This is a genomic window from Westiellopsis prolifica IICB1 (genome assembly GCF_004323185.1).
In the GTDB taxonomy this organism is placed as follows: domain Bacteria; phylum Cyanobacteriota; class Cyanobacteriia; order Cyanobacteriales; family Nostocaceae; genus Pelatocladus; species Pelatocladus prolificus_A.
Genome location: NZ_NAPS01000002.1, coordinates 1,793,856 through 1,813,124, shown reverse-complemented (window position 1 = coordinate 1,813,124; position 19,269 = coordinate 1,793,856). Strand labels below are relative to the sequence as shown.

At 40.1% G+C, this 19,269-nt stretch carries 15 protein-coding genes; 11 read left to right on the top strand and 4 right to left on the bottom strand.

All coding sequences use genetic code 11. The annotated features are described in order from the left end of the window. Nucleotides 1-290 precede the first annotated feature (290 nt). Nucleotides 291-836 carry a DUF1349 domain-containing protein gene (locus tag B4U84_RS22150; RefSeq protein ID WP_131120579.1) on the top strand — a complete coding sequence of 182 codons (546 nt, stop codon included), beginning with the start codon at nucleotides 291-293 and terminating at the stop codon, nucleotides 834-836. An 87-nt stretch (nucleotides 837-923) separates the two neighbouring features. Here B4U84_RS22150 and B4U84_RS22145 read toward each other — a convergent pair whose 3' ends face one another. Further along, nucleotides 924-1,229 carry a DUF8820 family protein gene (locus B4U84_RS22145; protein ID WP_131120578.1) on the bottom strand — a complete coding sequence of 102 codons (306 nt, stop codon included), beginning with the start codon at nucleotides 1,227-1,229 and terminating at the stop codon, nucleotides 924-926. A gap of 451 nt (nucleotides 1,230-1,680) precedes the next feature. Here B4U84_RS22145 and topA point away from each other — a divergent pair, with 451 nt between their 5' ends. The 5 genes from topA to B4U84_RS22120 all read left to right on the top strand — a co-directional run bounded on the left by topA (nucleotide 1,681) and on the right by B4U84_RS22120 (nucleotide 9,926). Further along, a complete protein-coding gene (gene topA, locus B4U84_RS22140) occupies nucleotides 1,681-4,353 on the top strand; it encodes a type I DNA topoisomerase (RefSeq protein ID WP_131120577.1) in 2,673 nt (890 codons plus the stop codon). 924 nt (nucleotides 4,354-5,277) lie between these two features. Then, nucleotides 5,278-5,415, top strand: a complete 138-nt coding sequence (locus B4U84_RS30760) for a hypothetical protein (RefSeq protein WP_016860421.1) — start codon at nucleotides 5,278-5,280, stop codon at nucleotides 5,413-5,415. Nucleotides 5,416-5,425: 10 nt separating this feature from the next. Next, on the top strand, nucleotides 5,426-5,890 hold the full coding sequence (aroQ, locus tag B4U84_RS22130; protein WP_017311323.1) for a type II 3-dehydroquinate dehydratase: 465 nt from the start codon (nucleotides 5,426-5,428) through the stop codon (nucleotides 5,888-5,890). Nucleotides 5,891-6,104: 214 nt separating this feature from the next. Further along, nucleotides 6,105-7,034: an ADP-ribosylglycohydrolase family protein gene (locus tag B4U84_RS22125; protein WP_131120576.1), complete on the top strand. Its 930-nt coding sequence runs from the start codon at nucleotides 6,105-6,107 to the stop codon at nucleotides 7,032-7,034. A gap of 279 nt (nucleotides 7,035-7,313) precedes the next feature. After that, on the top strand, nucleotides 7,314-9,926 hold the full coding sequence (locus tag B4U84_RS22120) for an HDIG domain-containing metalloprotein (protein ID WP_165490330.1): 2,613 nt from the start codon (nucleotides 7,314-7,316) through the stop codon (nucleotides 9,924-9,926). 49 nt (nucleotides 9,927-9,975) lie between these two features. On the opposite strand, the gene glgA is transcribed toward B4U84_RS22120, so the two are convergent. Beyond that, nucleotides 9,976-11,409 carry a glycogen synthase GlgA gene (glgA, locus tag B4U84_RS22115; RefSeq protein WP_017311320.1) on the bottom strand — a complete coding sequence of 478 codons (1,434 nt, stop codon included), beginning with the start codon at nucleotides 11,407-11,409 and terminating at the stop codon, nucleotides 9,976-9,978. A 191-nt stretch (nucleotides 11,410-11,600) separates the two neighbouring features. After that, nucleotides 11,601-12,572 (bottom strand): hydroxymethylbilane synthase, encoded by a 972-nt coding sequence (gene hemC, locus B4U84_RS22110; RefSeq protein WP_131120575.1) that lies wholly within the window; start codon nucleotides 12,570-12,572, stop codon nucleotides 11,601-11,603. Nucleotides 12,573-12,812: 240 nt separating this feature from the next. Here hemC and B4U84_RS22105 point away from each other — a divergent pair, with 240 nt between their 5' ends. From B4U84_RS22105 to B4U84_RS22085, 5 genes are all read left to right on the top strand, one after another. After that, complete coding sequence (locus B4U84_RS22105) at nucleotides 12,813-13,862, top strand: YegS/Rv2252/BmrU family lipid kinase (protein WP_131120574.1); 1,050 nt, start codon at nucleotides 12,813-12,815, stop codon at nucleotides 13,860-13,862. An 891-nt stretch (nucleotides 13,863-14,753) separates the two neighbouring features. Beyond that, nucleotides 14,754-15,839 (top strand): protein kinase domain-containing protein, encoded by a 1,086-nt coding sequence (locus tag B4U84_RS22100; RefSeq protein ID WP_207390979.1) that lies wholly within the window; start codon nucleotides 14,754-14,756, stop codon nucleotides 15,837-15,839. 111 nt (nucleotides 15,840-15,950) lie between these two features. Beyond that, nucleotides 15,951-17,027 carry a PstS family phosphate ABC transporter substrate-binding protein gene (locus B4U84_RS22095; RefSeq protein ID WP_131120572.1) on the top strand — a complete coding sequence of 359 codons (1,077 nt, stop codon included), beginning with the start codon at nucleotides 15,951-15,953 and terminating at the stop codon, nucleotides 17,025-17,027. Between the two features lie 230 nt (nucleotides 17,028-17,257). Continuing rightward, complete coding sequence (locus B4U84_RS22090) at nucleotides 17,258-17,449, top strand: hypothetical protein (protein WP_017311315.1); 192 nt, start codon at nucleotides 17,258-17,260, stop codon at nucleotides 17,447-17,449. 225 nt (nucleotides 17,450-17,674) lie between these two features. After that, nucleotides 17,675-18,343, top strand: coding sequence for an S-layer homology domain-containing protein (locus tag B4U84_RS22085; RefSeq protein WP_131120571.1), 669 nt, complete (start codon nucleotides 17,675-17,677; stop codon nucleotides 18,341-18,343). Nucleotides 18,344-18,420: 77 nt separating this feature from the next. On the opposite strand, the gene B4U84_RS22080 is transcribed toward B4U84_RS22085, so the two are convergent. Beyond that, a complete protein-coding gene (locus B4U84_RS22080; RefSeq protein ID WP_044451579.1) occupies nucleotides 18,421-19,077 on the bottom strand; it encodes a Uma2 family endonuclease in 657 nt (218 codons plus the stop codon). Between the last annotated feature and the right edge of the window lie 192 nt (nucleotides 19,078-19,269).

The following is a 19,269-nucleotide window of genomic DNA, read 5'->3' as shown; positions in this document are numbered from 1 at the left end:
GCATAAATTAATCAGGACTTATACAACTGGCACAAAATGAAGGCCGCGTATAGTCCCGCCACGGGGTAGTTTAAATCAGAGTAAACGCATATGAAATTCTGAACATTTTCATTGCTAAATTAAATAGTTATACCAATTTAATGTGAAGCCGCACTAAATGACTAACTCTCCAATCTTGGCGTCTTGGCGTCTTGGCGGTTAGTTTTTTATATTCTGTGCATCTTCATAAATAATTGGTATTAGACAGTAATTTGTGCTTGATTGTATAACTAGTTTGACATGATAAATCTATGACTCAAATGAAGTGGTACAACGAACCTTCTATCTGGAATGATCAAGCAAAAGTTATTTCTGTGAACGCAGACCCCAAAACAGATTTTTGGCAAAAGACTCACTATAATTTCATGCGTGATAATGGCAACTTTTACTATCAGCAAGTAAAGGGTAATTTTACAGTTGAGGTCAAAATTATAGGAAAGTATCAGGCTTTATATGACCAAGCTGGATTGATGATTCGGGAGAACGAAAATACCTGGCTCAAATGCGGGATTGAGTATGTTGAAGGGGTGCAGAATGTCAGCGCTGTAGTGACAAGAGATTATTCAGATTGGTCAGTAGTCCCCTTATCACAACCACCAGCTGCTTTATGGCTGCGCGTACAACGTCGCTCAGAAACTTTAGAGGTGCAATATTCTCTTGATGGCGAGAATTATCAAATGCTGCGACTGGCATATCTTACCCATACAGAAACATTACAAGTGGGGCTAATGTGTGCCTCACCAGAGGGAGAAGGTTTCTCAGTTATCTTTGAAGATTTCCAAATTACTCAACCATAGCAATATCACTGAGTCACAACTCCTAAACGGATTGCTATAAAAAATATAAAATTTTGCTAACAGGTATATGATTTTCAAAAATGCTTTTCAATCTGCCACATATCGCCACCCTTGAGGCTGATATTCCCGCTGAATTCGTACCATCCACGTACCTTGAGGGATAGAAATTGGCTTATGCTCCTCATGAGCAAGGATTGCTTCTTTTGAGAAGACACGCAAGTAGAGAGTGCCATCTTTTTCGTATAATTCCGCTTCTCCCTCAATGATGCGGTGTTTGTGTCCCGTGACTTCGCCTTCCGCTAAAGTTAAATGTGGTAGCTTTTGTCCTTCGATTTGCTGTATGGTGTGCTGTACAGGCAGTAAAATCACATCGCCTTGACGAACTGGTTGCATGTCCTTATTTCCCCACTGAATCATACGCAGGCCGCATTACAGACTCTCAGACAATTTAGTTTAATTTTGCCACAAACTAGAGAAAACAGTAGGAAAAATGGATAAATGGGTAAGGTGGAGCGAAAATTGACCATTGACCATTGACCATTGACCATGACCCAAAAATTGCAATTTTTAAAATAATAGTCGCCAAATATGCCTCAGATAAGTTAAAGATTGAAATAACTGGAAATTCGCAGTTGTGCTTACCCCACCCTCTGGGAAATAGTACTGGCGGACATGGCAAATGCCTGACGCTGGAATTTTAGGGGATTACTTTGCGAGTAGTTTGTGTGAGGATGAAATCACATACTTCTAGTGACTGATAATCTTGACATTAACCTCCTAATTATTTCAATTTGACTGTTTAGTGACTGTTTAGCTTCGCAGCTATTCTTTTTTTTTAATTTCCATGTCAACTCTTGTCATCGTCGAATCTCCGACCAAAGCTCGTACCATTCGCAACTACCTGCCAAAAAGCTATCGGGTAGAAGCATCTATGGGTCATGTGCGTGACCTACCGCAGTCAGCTAGCGAAATTCCCGCCAATATCAAAGGGGAAAAATGGGCGCAGTTAGGTGTTAATGTAGACGCCGACTTTGAACCACTGTATGTCGTTCCTAAGGACAAAAAGAAAGTTGTCACCCAGCTCAAAGAGGCTCTCAAAGACGCATCTGAACTGATATTGGCAACAGACGAAGACCGAGAAGGTGAAAGCATAAGTTGGCATTTATACCAGTTGCTCAAGCCCAAAGTGCCAACTAAGCGGATGGTTTTTCATGAAATTACTCAAGAAGCCATCAAAAAAGCTCTGCAAAACTGCCGCACTATAGACGAACAGTTAGTTCGCGCCCAAGAAACACGGCGAATTTTGGATCGACTAGTGGGTTATACCCTGTCTCCTCTGCTGTGGAAAAAAATTGCTTGGGGATTATCTGCGGGTCGTGTACAGTCTGTAGCAGTGCGGTTGCTGGTGAGTCGGGAACGAGAACGCCGTGCTTTCAAACAAGCGACATACTGGGATTTGAAAGCTACTTTGACCCCCTCGCCAACTCCAAAGAGCAAAGAGCAGTCCTTTACTGCTGTACTTGTCACCTTAGCAGGAACCAGACTAGCAACTGGTAGCGATTTTGACCCTAGCACAGGGAAAATAGTTGGCGATCGCAAAGTCGTGCTGCTTAACCAAGCCGAAGCTGAAGCCCTCAAACAACGCCTGAGTGACCAAACTTGGACAGTTACAGAAATCGAAGAACGTCCAGTCAGCCGCAAACCTGCACCACCGTTTACGACTTCTACTTTGCAGCAAGAAGCAAACCGCAAATTGCGGCTTTCAGCAAGGGATACAATGCGGGTCGCTCAAAGTTTGTACGAACAAGGGTATATAACCTACATGCGTACAGACTCGGTGCATTTGTCGGAACAGGCTATAGCAGCTGCCCGTAGTTGTGTAGAACAACTATACGGCAAGCAATACCTTAGCCCCCAACCGCGACAGTACACCACCAAATCTAAAGGCGCACAAGAAGCCCACGAAGCGATTCGTCCGGCGGGTAGCACCTTCCGCACCCCCCAAGAAACAGGGTTGAGCGATCGCGAACTCAAACTGTACGATTTGATTTGGAAACGCACCGTCGCCTGCCAAATGGCTGACTCTCGCCAAACTCAAATTACAGTGCATTTGCAAGTCGAAGATGCTGGGTTTCGTTCTTCTGGTAAACGCATCGATTTTCCTGGCTACCTACGCGCCTACGTTGAAGGATCTGATGATCCCGAAGCTGCACTCGAAGACCAAGAAATCATTTTGCCTGACCTCAAAGTTGGAGAACATCCCAACTGTCAAGATTTAGAAACAATAAAACACGAAACTCAACCCCCAGCCAGATTTACTGAAGCGACTTTAGTCAAAACCTTAGAAAGCGAAGGTATTGGACGTCCTAGTACCTATGCCAGTATTATTGGTACCATCATTGACAAAGGTTACGCCCAACTGACTAATAATGCCTTGATCCCCAGCTTCACTGCTTTTGCTGTGACTGAACTGCTAGAAAAATACTTCTGTGATGTCGTTGACCCCAGTTTTACCTCCAAAATGGAGCAAACCCTAGACGATATCGCTACTGGTGAAGCTCAGTGGCTACCCTACTTGCAAAAATTTTATCTCGGAGAGCAAGGTCTAGAAACACTAGTCAAGCAAAAAGAAGACCAGATTGATGCTAACCAGGCTAGAACTGTTGAACTCGAAAATATAGACGCCAAAATTCGTATTGGTAAATTTGGCCCCTATATCGAAGTTGAAAATGGTGATGATGTCGTTACAGCATCAATTCCTAGAGACTTGACTCCTGCTGACCTCGATCCCCAAAAGATAGAAACATTACTCAGACAAAAAACCTCTGGACCAGACGAGGTAGGACGTCACCCCGAAACAGGCGAACCCATTTATTTACTCATAGGCCCCTACGGTCCTTACGTGCAATTGGGTGACAAGTCTGATGAAAATCCTAAACCGAAGCAAGCTTCTTTACCCAAGGCTGTGAAGCCAGAAGATGTCACCTTAGATATGGCTGTTGGTCTTTTATCTCTACCACGGACATTAGGCACACATCCAGAAACAGGCGCAACCATTCAAACAAATTTGGGACGCTTTGGTCCTTATGTTGTGCATAATGCCAAGGAGGGTAAAGACTATCGTTCTCTCAAAGCAGGTGACGATGTATTGACAATTTCCTTTGATCGTGCATTAGAATTATTGTCTGAGCCGAAAAAAGGACGCAGCGCAAGTAGTAAATCTAAGACAGCTTTACGAGAATTGGGAACTCACCCAGAAGATGGCGAACCGGTGAACATCTATGATGGACCATACGGACCTTACATCAAGCACGGCAAAACTAATGTCAGTCTCCCAGAAGATACATCACCAGAAAATATCACGCTGGATACTGCATTAGAGTTGCTAGCAACTAAAGCATCGAGCAGCAAATCTACTCGCAAAACTACTAAATCAACAACTAAATCCACAACTAGTTCTCGTAGCAAATCAACAAAAGCTAAATCATCAACGACAACTGCCAAAAAAACTAGCTAAATCCAATAGTTAAATCAGTGAACAGTACCAGCCGCAGTTATTAAGCGTATACTGGAGGTCATATAAACGCCACCAAACCCTTTCATAGAATTGCTGGGGAACTTATACCCATTAATCAAACTGATAACTGATAACTGATAACTAGTAACTGTTAGTAGGTCTATAGTTCACGGTCTTTACTATTGACTTTTCTATGGGCGAAGCAGTGAGGTAATCTTTAATCAACTAACTCAAAATATTACTTTTCAAATGCTTCGCCCCTACTGACTATTGGGATTAATACATGAATATAACTTCCATAATTTCCGGTTCCAACAAATATATTGGAAATCCTTATATATTTGGGATAATAAATTTGAGATTTTGCATTTTCAATATGTACTGGAAAAGCTTTTGAGCTATCCATTTATTGCAAAAATTTTTCAACTTAGTATTTTGTATCCAGTAGAAATTAATTTAAAAACAGTTTTTTAGCCATAATTACAGCTTAAATTGACTAAAATAAACCTTGCAGCAGTTGATTGTTAGCTTTATCTTGATAATACTCACCTATAGCAATCCTAATTCTTTCGTGAGAAGCAAGATACCCTACTTTTCATGAGTTGTCCGGTATCTAGAATCTTGCATTTTCTCATAACTCAATTAGGATTGCTATATAAAAAATCATTTAGTATGTACCTCCAGTATGTACTCCCTGGTCCCTGTTTTCAAAAAAGCTATCTTCAGTCAGATGAGCCGTCTAGGTGAAGGATGTGATACTCTAAAAAATAACGGAGAAAATAAGACTATTATTTTAAGAAGTGGCTCAAGCCCGGAGTACGGGAACATAAATTGTCTGATCGAAAGCCAGAGTGCAAAAAAGCTAAGTTTCTCCGTAGCTGATAACCGAAAAATCGAGTTAGTATTTCAGGAGCGGTCAGTCCAATGGACTATATTGAAAAGGTGCTAGAAAAGGTTAAGGAATTGGCACGTAAGCTAATTGAAGCTCTTTTAGGGCCAGAAGCAGAGCCGGAACCGGAGCTAATTCCCATTCCTGTAGATGATCGCTCACGCCGTCGCTAAGAGGGCAAAAGTGCAGGAATTGAAATTAAGCCCCTTAAACGTTCTAGTATTGCATGGTCCAAACCTGAATCTGCTAGGACTCCGGGAGCCTGGTATTTATGGCTCCTTGAGTCTGGTTGAAATTAACCGCCAGTTAGAAGCAGAAGGACAAAAACTGGCAGTGACAGTATCCACGATGCAGTCAAATCATGAAGGGGTATTGGTAGATGCAATTCATGATGCCTTGGGAAAACACCAAGGCATTTTGATTAATGCTGGAGCCTATACCCATACTAGTGTAGCATTGCGAGATGCGATCGCCGCTGTAAATCTACCTACAGTAGAAGTACATTTAAGTAACATTTATAAACGAGAGGAGTTCCGTCATCACTCCTACATTGCCCCAATTGCCATTGGTCAAATCAGTGGTTTTGGAGCGCAAAGTTATATCCTGGGATTACAAGCATTAGTGCATTATTTAAGACAAAATATATAGGCTAGTAGTTGGGGATTGGGGATTGGGCATTGGGGATTGGGGATTGGGCATTGGGCATTGGGGATTGGGAAAAGACTTGTTAAATAATTCCTCCCCCACTTCCCACACTCGCCATACTCCCTGCTAAGAGCTCCCTACTCCCTACTCCCTGCTAAGAACTCCCTGCTAAGAACTCCCTGCTAAGAACTCCCTTATCCCCGATCCCCGTTAACTTATGCGTTATTCTCTTATTAGCCGCACTGGAGGCACTATACTAGGGGCCTTAATTGGGGAAATTTTAGCTTTTGAAGGTGAGCAGATGCAAAATTTTGCATCTAGCTATTGGCAAAAAATGACGATTCTGGGTGCTGAAAGTTTAATAGAACTTGGTAGATTTGATTTAGATGATTGGAGTCGGCGTCAGCAACAATCAGGAATTATTATTGAAAACAATATACACGCTTCATTACAAGTAATTTTGTCTGCACTTCCAGTAACATTGTTTTTTCATGAAGATATTGTCAAACTGCGACAAAATTTACTAAATGTAGTCAAAATTTTGCACAATAACCCACTTATACAAGATTGGACTCTCGCAGTAGGCTATGCGATCGCTCAATCTTTCACTGAAAAACTGACTCCTGCTACCCTGATTGCGCAAATTATTGACTTTTTGGGACAAACACTCACATCCGTACCACAAATTTTTTTGAAATTAGACAATTTGCTAGAAAAACAAGTTGGATTAGAAATAATACAAGCTGAATTCTGTACAGAAGAAAAGCTCAGTTATAACCTAGCAATTGCTTTTTATTGCTTTCTTAGTAGTTTAGAAGACTTTCGCCTCTCAGTTTTACGAGCTAGCCAAGTTAAATCATGTTCAGTGTATCACAGTACAATTACTGCTGCTTTATCAGGAGCCTATAACGCTACAACAGGTATTCCTGTCAGTTGGCGGTTTTTACTAGCTAAAAACAGTCCGGCACAATGGCAAACAACCGACTTATCTAAAATGGTAAAATTAACAAATATACTTGTGGCTACTTGGTCAGGAGTGTATCATTCTACTTTGAACCAAGGTGAAGTGAGAGCAGAATGGCCTATAACTCTAAATCACACCTCCCTAGAAGCGATCGCAGCCCCCCGCGTCATTCGACTACGTTAACCTCACTTTTGAGTTGAAAATAGGGATTAAGTATCAGAGATTGGCAAGAAGTTTTTATGATTGGTGATGAAATTTTTTGATTGTGACTACCTTACTTATCACCCGAAGTATAAACTATAAAAATTATCTATTACAATAAATTAATTTTTAGTAAAAAAATATACTATATACAGGGAAAACATTAAAATGCAATTCGGGTTCTGTAGGTAGCAATTGTGGCAAGCAGGCTTCAAGTGTTTTTCTTCAAAGTAATCAATCTCACAACTGCGGTCAGAAACGATGAAAACGCAGCTTTTTTGTCAATCGTTGACTCAGCGATTTATTCACTGGAAGCGACTTTCCAAAGCCCTACACCGTTTAAATTTATCGAAACCAACTGTGAAAGGCAAACATAACAAACAAAGAGCGCTACACTCAAAGGCAACTACTGGTTGTCTATCTGGAAAACCTGCTCCTGTTGTTTTCGTAATTGCAGTAGTGTCTCTTACTGGTGTAATGGGGCAAAAGTTATACAACCAACCCCAATTAAAGATGGGTAGTACTGCACCACAGACCATTCGAGCGCCCTACAGTAGCCTGATTGAGGATACAAACAAAACAGAAGAACGGCGCAAAGATGTTAGTAAAGAATTTGTGCCAGTGTTGATGGTTGATGAAAACATTAATCAACAAATCAAACTTAAATTACAAAAACTTCTGGCTAAGGGTACTGAAGTTCGAGCTTCTGCCGGTTCTTTTCCTTTTTTTGATACTTTTGTTTTGTCCGTTTCTAGTCAAGTTTATCTGCGCTCCTGTGATGACTCAGAATGGAAAACCCTGCTAGTAGCTCTAGAACATACCAATGAACAAAAATCAGGATTATTAACTCAAAAATTCAAAAACACTTTCATTAAAACAAAACAAGCAAATCAAAATCTCAAGACACCGAGAGTTGAAGACGTTGAGAATGTTTCCATACCATCACATCCAGAGCGCAACCTATCCTCTTCGGAGTCAAAGCCTTCCTTAGTTACTATTACCTCAAAACCGGAAGTCAAACCCATTGATTTGTTCCAAAATACGGAATTTACACAAGCAATAGCAGAATTAGAAGCTTATCGCCTGAAGACTTCTACACAAAAATTGGTTTCACTGTTGGATAAAATTTCTCAAGCACGCCAAGGGTATACCCAGGCCACGAGCAAGTTGTCACAACTGCTGAGTGAAAACTCTTATACTGCCTACGAAGAAACTTTCTTCCTCAATTTATCTGATCAAGACTGGGCAAAAACCCAAAAGGGGATTCAAGAGAGTACAAAGCGGATTTTAGCTCAAGGTATCCCCCCAGGACTACCTCCTGCTATTTTACAAAATGCAGTCAATCTGCATGTACATAACTTGGTACCAAAACAAGCAGAATCTTTTGCTCAGAAACTACTAGTGGGTGTTTTGGTACCAAATCTCAAACAAGATCAAGAACAAACCAAATTACAAGTAGCAATGGCTGCTGCGGAAGTCAAGCCTGTAATTGTAGCGGTAGAGCAAGGTGAAGTCATTATCCGCAAGGGCGATCGCATTACAAGTAGCCATTTAGATATACTGGAACATTACCACCTACTGCGTCGGGAAATTAACTGGCGGGGATTGCTATATTTGGCGGGAACTGTCAGCACTGGTGTGGGAATTTTTACTTTAATTGAACGCAGGATTAAATATCGATGGCGACAAAGCGATCGCCTGTTGGTATTGTTGCTCACTTTAAGTACGCCTTTAGTACTCACAATGGGTACACCATACACCACTTGGAGTGGTGTAGGTTTATTGCTAGGTAGCTTTTACGGTGCAACTGTCGGTGTGACAGTAGTCGGATTACTGATGATATTATTAGGCATGAGCCTAGAAATCAGCAAAGTATCGCTGTTCGCTGGTGCGGCTGGGGGATTGTTAGGTAGTTGTATGGCTCATCGGCTGCGATCGCGTGAGGAATTAGCACTCTTAAGTGTGGCGATCGCTTTAACTGAAGGTGGTGTTTACCTATTGGTTCAAATCTTCTTAGGTGCAGCTTTTGGCCCTTCTTTTTATATTGTACTCAAAGAAGCAGGATTTTTTGCCTTATCTGGTTTAGCTTGGAGTATTGTAGCCTTGGGGTTAAGCCCTTATTTAGAAAAATTATTTGATTTAGTGACTCCGATTCGCTTGGCAGAACTAGCAAGTCCTAACCGTCCTTTATTAAAAAAACTAGCAACAGTTGCTCCTGGCACTTTTCAGCATACGCTATTTGTCGCTACTTTAGCTGAGGCTGCTGCCAAAGAATTAGGATGCAATATTGAATTAGTCAGAGCTGGGACACTATATCATGATATTGGTAAAATGCATGACCCCCAATCCTTTATTGAAAATCAAATGGGGGGGCCAAACAAGCATGATACAGAAATCAAAGACCCTTGGCATAGTGCTGACATTATTAAAAAGCATGTCAGTGAAGGTTTAGCAATGGCAAAAAAACACAGTTTACCTTCCTCGATTCAAGCTTTTATTCCAGAACATCAAGGCACGATGCAAATAGCTTATTTTTATCATCAAGCTCAACAGATGGCTAAAGAAGATCCGAGCTTGACAGTAGATGAGGCAGAGTTTCGCTACGATGGGCCTATTCCTCAATCACGGGAAACAGGAATTGTCATGTTAGCAGATTCCTGTGAAGCAGCATTGCGATCGCTCAAAGATGCTAGTTGTGAACAAGCTTTGGTGATGGTTAACAATATTCTTCGCGCTAGATGGAAAGACAAGCAATTGGTAGATTCAGGGCTAACACGGGGAGAAATGAAGAGAATTGCCGAAATTTTCGTAGAAGTTTGGCAACAATTCCATCATAAACGTATTGCTTATCCTAAATTAAAGCCTGGGAATTAATTGTAGAGACGTTGCAGTGCAACGTCTCTACAAGCCCAAAAAATTGGGACTAAGATTGCAAAGCTAAATCAGGTTGTTCTGCTTCTGGTTGTGGCTGTTCCTCTTCTTCAGGCAAGCCTAACATTGAGCGATACAGTTTCACGTATTGTTTAGTGGAGCTATACCAACTAAAGTCTTGATTCATACCACGTTTTTGCAAATCTTGCCAGTAATCTTTATATTGGAAGCCTTCCCAAGCGCGAACCATACAAGTGAATAAATCTAATGGTTCATAGCGGTCAAAACAATAACCAGTACCACTATGATGCGCGGGGACATGGTGGGATACAGTATCGACTAATCCTCCAGTACGGCGGACAATGGGTATGGAACCATAGCGCAAAGCCATCATTTGGCTAATACCGCAGGGTTCAAAACGGCTAGGCATTAAGAAAGCATCGGAACCTGCATAGATACGACGGGCTAGGGCATCATTATAAAGTAAATAGGTTTTCATGCGTCCAGGGAAGCGGGATGCCATTTGCCATAATTGGGTTTCGTAGTAGCGATCGCCTGTACCCAATACGATAAACTGGGCATCGGTATAAGACATAAACCGATCCAGAATATTCAACACTAAATCAATACCTTTTTGTTCTACTAGGCGTGTTACCATCCCCACCAAAAAAGCATTTGAGTTAACTTCTAAACCGATTTCTTCTTGTAAAGCAACTTTGTTAGCTTTGCGCTTATCGATGGTTTCGGTGGTAAAGTTTTGGGCAATATATTTGTCAGTTGCCGGATCGTAAACTTCTGTATCAATCCCATTGACAATCCCAGATAATTTACCACTGATAAAAGACATTAAACCTTCTAAAGTTTCGCCATAGGTAGCTGTTTTGATTTGTTCAGCATAAGTTGGGGAAACTGTTGTTACCCTGTCAGCATATTGCACCGCCGCGGCCATGGTGTTGTGTCCTTGCATATACCAAGGACACCAGGTAATTTTCTCTAAATACCAGCGCCACGGCCCTTGATATGCTAGGTTATGAATTGTGAACACACTGGTGATATCGGGAGACTGGTGCATCCAAACAGGAATCATACCTGTGTGCCAATCGTGACAATGAACAATCTCTGGCTTCCAGTAATTCCAGCAAAACTCGGCTGCACCATTGGCAAACAAAGTAAAGCGCCAGTGTTCATCTTCTCCAGAGTAGATGCGACGAGGCGAAAAAGCGGGGTGTCCAAACAGGTATAGTGGCACATCAGTACCAGGTAGAACACTTTCGTAAACTGTAAAGTCCTGGAACATGGCATATCCATGCCAAATAGGGTCTTTGGGAATCTCCATTTTGTCTGGCAGGAAGCCGTAGTAAGGCAGGAAGATTCGCACATCATGCCCCATTTTTCTCAGGACTTTAGGTAGTGCGCCGACGACATCACCCATTCCGCCGACTTTTGCAACGGGAGCTGCTTCTGCTGCAACAAATAGAATCCGCATGGTAATTTTTGCTTCCCCGAACTTGCCTACGTGTTAAAATTTACTTTGCTAAACTACCAATTAACTTTGATAGATATATTTAGCAAATCCAATCTTTTTTAATAACATCACAATAACAGTTATCAGTGACCAGTTATCAGTTATCAGTTACTCTTTGTGTTCACTGTATTACTGATAACTGTTAACTGAATTTAAGAACCACGCTGGATTTCGGCAAAGATTTGATCCAAAATTTCCTGCGCTCCTTGTCCCCGCATTTGTTTGGCTAGTTGTGTACCTAGCTGTTCTGCGTCTTTGGTTTCGCCAGAAATGCTGTCTTTGACAACTTTTTGGCCATCGACACTGGCGACAATACCTGTTAATGTTAAATTAATACCATTGATTTCAGTATTTACACCAATTGGTACTTGACAACCACCTTCGAGTTCCCGTAAGAAAGCGCGTTCTGCTAAACAGCGATCGCGTGTTTGGGGATGTTCAATGGCTTTCAGTAAAGATATCAGTTCTGTATCTTCAGATCGACATTCAATACCCAATGCACCTTGACCAACGGCGTGCAGGGAAATTTCTTTGGGGAGAACTTGATGAATGCGATCGCCCATTCCCAAACGTTGTAACCCAGCCACGGCCAAAATTAAAGCATCATATTCACCTGCATCTAGCTTGGCCATACGCGTGTTCAAGTTACCACGCACATCTTTAAATGTGAAATGGGGGAATTGATGCCGTAACTGTGCTAGACGTCGTAAAGAAGATGTACCAATCACCGCCCCTTCGCTTAAGGTGTCAATTTGCTTGTCTTTGTGTTTTTCATGTACCACAAGCGCATCGGCGGGATTTTCTCGTTCTGTAATTGCTGCTAAAACCAAACCCTCTGGTAAGCGAGTCGGTAGATCCTTGAGAGAATGAACAGCAAAATCAATCTCCTGATTGATCATTCCCAGTTCGAGTTCTTTGGTAAACAGTCCTTTATCACCAATCTTGGCTAATGCGACATCCAAGATTTTGTCGCCATGAGTGGCCATTGTGTGGACTTCAAAAGTAATATCTGGAAAGCTTTTTTGCAGTTGTTCTTGTACCCAATAAGTCTGAATCAGAGCAAGTTGGCTTTTACGAGAACCAATGCGGATTGTACGGCTCGGACTGGAAACCACTGATGTCATAAATCAATTATGTCAAAGGGCAGAGATAAATTCACTTCATCTAGACTACCGCAGTGGGTGACGTTCGGCGTTGCACTCTGGCGATTGCCATTAAGTTTCTTTTTTTAGCTTTACTTATCTTTACAACTTTTGTTGTTTGTAACCAAAATTAAAAATACTATCGTAAGGTGGAAGCTTTAATTCTACAGATGCGCTAGGAATTAATTTAATAACTTTGAATACTTAAATGAATCACGATATATGAAACGTTCAGCCTGCCTCATCTTTAATCCAGTTGCAGGTCAGGGTGACTCAGAGCAAGAATTGGCACAGATTCGAGCTTTGTTAGAGCCAGAAATTGACCTAGATATCCATTTTACAACTGAAGAAATTTGTGCCGATCAACTAGCCCACGAAGCAGTAGAAAGGGGAGTAGATGCCATTATTGCTTCTGGAGGAGATGGTACTCTCTCGGCGGCGGCTGCTGCTGTTGTGGGTAGTGATATTCCGTTTGGAATTATTTCTCGCGGAACAGCGAATGCTTTTGCTACAGCTTTAGGTATACCGGACACAATTGAAGGTGCTTGCAAAACAATTTTGCAGGGTGGGACACGAATTGTAGATACTGCCACTTGCAACGGTTATCCTATGGTACTGCTGACAGGTATTGGTTTTGAAGCAGAAACCGTAGAAAAAGCAGATCGGGAATCGAAAAATCGTTTTGGTTTCTTGGCTTATATCATAGCTGGATTTAAACAATTAAGTGAATTACAGTCATTTGAGGTCGAAATTGAAACCGAAGATAAGGTAATTTCAACTTGTGCAGCAGCAGTGACAATAGCAAATGCTGCACCTGCGACATCTGTTTTAGCGCAGGGACCAGCAGGACTAATTGTAGATGATGGATTTTTGGATTTAACTATAGTCGCTCCGGTGAATAGAGCAGCTGCGATCGCAGCCACGTTTCATTTGTTTCAGACTGCTTCGGCGGGTAATCCAGCTGAAAGAAATGATATTGGCTACCTACGAGCTAAAAAATTTAAAATTACAACTGACCCACCTCAAAAAGTTGTTGTTGATGGTGAAATTTTAGGAAAAACTCCAGTTGAAATTGAATGTCTGCCAGCAAGTTTAAAAGTTTTTGTACCACTTTTGGAAGAAGAAATACCACCTCTAGAAAAATTAGAGGGATTACCTAACTTAACTATTGAGGTCAAACAAACCGATAAACCTCTTAATTTTGGAGTATTATCACACCAGGGCTATTTCAGTCTAGACCTCAACCACCCTGAACTAAAGTTCAGCAGCTAATAGTTTAAGTCCGTTCAAAAGGATTAAATCACCACAAAACAGTCGGTTTAAATTGATGAAATTGATAACTTGTACCATTCTCAACAAGCCTAAAATTAGATCAAAAATAAATTTCACCGCTGATAGCGCGCATTCGCTTAAAAACCGACTGTTTAAGAGTTTAAACCCGTTGGAAACGGGTTTAAGCTTAAAGCTTTGAAATTTGTTTTACGGCAATTCGCAATTGGCGTAAGTTATCAGTTTTAACCGATTTTTGCTATTAGCCTCACAATTGATTCTGAAGCGGGCTAAATGAGAATAAAATAGCCCTGGTTATCACATCCTCCAAATCAATTATATTTGGTCACAAATTTTTAATAGTCCTCTTAGTATCAAGCAAAGATTGAACTATAATTTTATTATGAGGTTGATGTTACATTTACTTAAGCTTAACGTTTAAATTTTATTCGTACTATATTAATATAATTCAATACATCTAAAATACATCTAAAAAAATTAGCATGTCTAAAAGTATTACTTGTATAAATTTAGGACTTACGCACACTCAACAAATCCTTGGCGTTCTACCTTACGGTAGACACGAAGTGGCTTCTGAAAGTAGCCGCTTGCGCGTCTAAGGCGTCTTGGCGGTAGCCTACGGCAAGCCGCAGTGCGTCTACAATAAATTAAGCTTTTTGATGATTTTTGCGTAAGTCCTGAAATTTTTAAATTATAAACAAAATAATCTCTAATGAGATTGATGCTCAGAGGATAGATACCAAGTAGTATCGTTTTGAACGTTACTACATCTATTCTAGTTACTAAATTTGTACGTGTAAAAAATAAGTTACTTATTTAAAATAATACTAACTATTTTTGCTGGTTAGTAATTTAGCATTCAGAATGCACGATATGAGTCAGTATCTTCTCTCTCTAATTGGGATAACCCTTCGGAATCGTTACAAGATTATTAAACTTTTAGGGAGTGGGGGTTCTGGCGATACTTACTTGGCTGTTGATTTAGATTTGCCAGGGATACCTTATTGTGTAGTTAAACATTTTAAGCCTAAGAATCTAAATCCGGCTCATGTGCCAATTGCTAAAAATTTATTTGCAAAAGAAGCAGAAGTTTTATATCAGCTAGGCGACAATCACAACCAAATTCCTCGCTTATTTGCCCATTTTGATGAAAATGGTGATTTTTATCTGGTTCAGGAATTTATTGATGGTCATGACTTAACCCAAGAAATTTCTCCTGGTATATGTCTAAATGAAGATGTGGTTTTTAACCTATTGCGGGAAATTCTAGAAGTAGTGGTTTTTGTCCACCAAAATAACATTATTCATCGGGATATTAAGCCTCAAAATTTAATGCGACGGCATAGTGACGGAAAAATTGTATTGATTGATTTTGGCAGTATTAAAAAAATTGGTGGTTTGGGAATCAATGAGTTTGGACAAACTAGTGTCACGCTTGTTGTGGGTACTCCTGGCTATATGTCTAGTGAACAGAGCAAGGGTAAACCACAACTGTGCAGTGATATTTATGCGGTTGGGATGATTGGTATTCAAGCTCTGACAGGATTAAAATCTGACCAAATACCAAAAGATCCCAATACAGGAGAAATTATCTGGCGCGATCGCATCAGGGTAAGTAACAGTCTCGCAAATGTAATAGATAAAATGGTGTGCGATCACTCTAGTAAGCGTTATCAATCAGCATTAGAAGCTCTAGAAGCACTTATTGCTGCTAGGGATTTATCTTTTTCTTCTTTACGTGTGATTAAAGACAAAATCACTCATAATAATTCTTCTATTACCTATAAAAAAAATATTTTACTTCTGGGAATGGGGTTTGGTATTAGCACAAGTTTATTGATAATCTTCATTTTTTATATATTCTTACAAACAAGTATATTCAATCTAAATCAACCTCCACACTTAATCAGGTTTATCAAACAGTTTTTTGAACCAGTTCCAGAAAATTTACAGAGTTGAAAAATTTCAAAATCAGATAATTAAGATTTTCAAGTTTTTTGCATCTACCGCTTCATCATTTATGGCTAGATACCGGAAATGTAATTTTAACAAACTAACAAAACAATCATCATGGATAATACAAACCAAAGAAGAATACCTATTAATGGAGAAATCTGGCTTTTTCTTAGAGGGTTGATAATTGGCAAAATATTGACAATTTTGGTGCTGGGTGGAGTAGCCTGGTGGCTGTTAAGACCTTACACATTAGTTCGCAAAAACACAGTTGCTACCTCTAGTCAAAATTCCAATCCAACCTCATCTGTTGCATCTAATTTTCAGAATGTTGCGAATGTTCCAGTTGTAGCAGCTAACTATGGTGGTAGTGCAGCTTGGGCGCCAATTCGTCAATTAATCGATTCACAAATTCAAAGCGATCGCCCAGAATTACAGTTGCGCTACCAAAACCCAAATAATAGCAGTCCTAGTTCTAGTTCTGGTATACGCATGTTACTAGATGGGAAATTAGATTTTGCTCAGTCTTCCCGTCCCCTGACAGATTTAGAATATTCTCTAGCCAAACAAAAAAGGTTTACCCTTGAACAACGTCAAGTTGGTATTGATGGTATTGCAGTAGTAGTCAATCCATCTTTGCAAGTACCAGGTTTAACCGTTGATCAGTTGCAACAGATTTATTTGGGGAAAATTACTAATTGGAAAGAGGTAGGCGGGCCAGACTTACCCATTACCCCTTTGTCCCAACGTTTAGAAAAAGCAGATACAGCAATCTTCTCTGGTAACAAAAACTTGCAGAATCAACCACTTGGCTCTAATGTTAAATATGTTTCATCAACTACAGAAGCAGTACGACAAGTCAGTAAAATACCTGGTGGTGTATATTACGCCTCGGCTCGTGCAGTAGTTCCCCAATGCACCGTCAAGCCTTTACCATTGGGTCTGACATCTACACAATTAATTTCACCATACCGTGAATCATTAGTAACACCTGAACAATGCCCACGTCAGCGTCATCAAATCAACACTGAAGCGATCAAAAATGGCAGCTATCCAATTACAACTAACTTGTTTGTAATCATTAAGCAAAACAACGGACAAGCACAGCAAATTGGTGAAGCTTACGCCCAACTTTTACTCACAGACCAAGGACAAAAAGCGATTGAGCGAGCCGGGTTTGCAGGAGTTCGCTAGTAGGGATCGGGGAGCGGTAAAATTCGGGAGCAGCTTCACGAAGAATTGGTATTAATTTGATAACTGATAACTGTTAACTGATTTATGACGAATGACCAATGACAAATGACAAATGACTTTTGACAAATGACTAATAACCAACATTGGATCGGTTTTCCTCCCATCTGCTTTCCCCTCATTTGAAAATAATTTCGTCAGAATTTAAGTAGGGTTTATTTGGAAAGGTAGCTATGTTTCCTTTTAATTTCTGGTATAACTCTTGCTGTGATGGGGAGCCTGTTTCTCGGAAAAATCGTTTAGAACGCAAACTGAGATTTCTCAAAGCAATGCGCGATGACTTAGAAACTAAGCTTGCTGGTTTAAATGGTGCTATCAGTAATCTTGAGCAGCAAATTAATCAGGAAGATGCCACTCAAGTTTAGTTAGGTTAATTTAAATCAATCTTTCTGTTGATAGAAACCTACGGAAATTTATAGCGATATGGGTGAAAAATTGTGTTAAATAATACATATTCACCCTTTTTTTTGACTTGGCTTATACCAAGAATATCAGTCATAAAATACCAAAGAAAATTTGGTTGATTTCCGGATCGGGCTATAACAAAGTTGATGTTATTCTTCAGTGTACTATTTTTTAAATTTACATTTATGCGTCAATTTATAAGTGTTCTTACTTTAGTAACATTAATACAATCCTTTCCAGTTGTCGTTTCTGCCCAAGTTCAACCACAAGACAAACAATCATCTGATCCAATTCAAATGGTAGTGGCTGCGAATTGGATGACTAACTATCCAGATAATAACTTTTATCCAGAAAGGATAATCAGTCGAGCAGACTTAGCCTCTATTATGGTGAAAGCATTTCGACTAGATAAACGACAAGCAGCGAGCAAAGCAAATATTGTGCTTTCAGATGTACCATCCTCTCATCCAGCGTATAAAGATATTCAAACTGTCTTAAAAACAGATATTATGAGAGGCTATCGGGGTAATTTGTTTTTTCCTAATCAAAGAGTAACAAGAGCAGAAGCTTTAGCAATTTTTGCTCAAGCCTACGGTGTGTTTCAGTTTCCTGATGAGACTGTCAATGAAATTTTAGCTCCTCATCCTGACGCAGCTACTATTCCTTCTTGGGCAAGAAAAGCGATCGCCACAGTTGTAGCGGAAGCATTTGTTAATACAGATACTCAAGGAAATCTTTACCCATTAAAACCCATGACTCGTGGTGATATGGCTTATGTACTGAGTAAATACCTGCAAAGACAAGGACGAGATGCAGAAATCCCAGATGCACCCCCTGCGCCTCCTCAGCCTTAGTTAAATATTTTTCGCTTAACTGCTAAACTGCGCGGTTCATTATCTAAGTCTACTTTTAGTAGACTGAACAAACCCACTTAAAGTGGGTTTTGTCTATGAGGTAGTATACCAAGCTCAAATTCGTCAATTGCTTGAATTTCATCTGAAATTAGAGTGCATTCCTCCAGTAGGTCTATATTTAGTTCTGGTAATAACTCACTACGTTTAATTTTTTCATACCCGTAGGTTTCCATAAACTCTGATGGTGTTTCTTCTCTTAAATGGTAGAGTTTGAGCCTGTTGCTTTCCCAAAACCAAACCTCAGTAACTCCTAAGCGCTGATAAATTTTGAGTTTATCAATGGTACCACTGGTGACAATCACCTCTACAGCCAAGTCTGGAATATTTTTCTTCTCTCCAATGGAGTAGCATTCATCTGGTTCTACCCCAGCTTGTTTGAATTGCTTTTTGATTGTGGAACTCCCCATAGGACTGAATCGAATTCGCTTTTGATAGAGATATCGCTCTATCAAAATAGCCAAACGTTTTTTAATGTTTTCATGTCTGATTGAAGGCGACACAATCTCTAATATTCCATCCAAGTAAGTGACACGGTAATGAGAATTGTCTTCTAGTTTTACTAGCAAGGCTTCATATACTTCCCAGCTAACATTACTGGTAATAAATCTTTCTTCTGGGTCTTCAACACGAGCAAGTTCAGACTCGTCAATTAGTTCTTTAAGACTACTAACCATTGTTTTATCCTGTTGGTAGATAAACTTGATTAAGTGTTTACTTCCAAACTCTCACTTGTCCCGTCATCCTCTAAAAGTTTTATATAGACACTCTGATCGTGAATTATCACGCAGTGTAAGTAAACGCTATCTATCTATATATTATATTTCAATATATACAATACTATCTATGTGCTATCTTTATCCTATTAA

Bases quoted from the DNA above. Each gene is read 5' to 3' on its own strand.
- B4U84_RS22150 (WP_131120579.1), top strand. From the start codon at position 291: ATGACTCAAATGAAGTGGTACAACGAACCTTCTATCTGGAATGATCAA.
- B4U84_RS22145 (WP_131120578.1), bottom strand. From the start codon at position 1,229: ATGCAACCAGTTCGTCAAGGCGATGTGATTTTACTGCCTGTACAGCAC.
- topA (WP_131120577.1), top strand. From the start codon at position 1,681: ATGTCAACTCTTGTCATCGTCGAATCTCCGACCAAAGCTCGTACCATT.
- B4U84_RS30760 (WP_016860421.1), top strand. From the start codon at position 5,278: ATGGACTATATTGAAAAGGTGCTAGAAAAGGTTAAGGAATTGGCACGT.
- B4U84_RS22125 (WP_131120576.1), top strand. From the start codon at position 6,105: ATGCGTTATTCTCTTATTAGCCGCACTGGAGGCACTATACTAGGGGCC.
- B4U84_RS22120 (WP_165490330.1), top strand. From the start codon at position 7,314: ATGAAAACGCAGCTTTTTTGTCAATCGTTGACTCAGCGATTTATTCAC.
- glgA (WP_017311320.1), bottom strand. From the start codon at position 11,409: ATGCGGATTCTATTTGTTGCAGCAGAAGCAGCTCCCGTTGCAAAAGTC.
- hemC (WP_131120575.1), bottom strand. From the start codon at position 12,572: ATGACATCAGTGGTTTCCAGTCCGAGCCGTACAATCCGCATTGGTTCT.
- B4U84_RS22105 (WP_131120574.1), top strand. From the start codon at position 12,813: ATGAAACGTTCAGCCTGCCTCATCTTTAATCCAGTTGCAGGTCAGGGT.
- B4U84_RS22100 (WP_207390979.1), top strand. From the start codon at position 14,754: ATGAGTCAGTATCTTCTCTCTCTAATTGGGATAACCCTTCGGAATCGT.
- B4U84_RS22095 (WP_131120572.1), top strand. From the start codon at position 15,951: ATGGATAATACAAACCAAAGAAGAATACCTATTAATGGAGAAATCTGG.
- B4U84_RS22090 (WP_017311315.1), top strand. From the start codon at position 17,258: ATGTTTCCTTTTAATTTCTGGTATAACTCTTGCTGTGATGGGGAGCCT.
- B4U84_RS22085 (WP_131120571.1), top strand. From the start codon at position 17,675: ATGCGTCAATTTATAAGTGTTCTTACTTTAGTAACATTAATACAATCC.
- B4U84_RS22080 (WP_044451579.1), bottom strand. From the start codon at position 19,077: ATGGTTAGTAGTCTTAAAGAACTAATTGACGAGTCTGAACTTGCTCGT.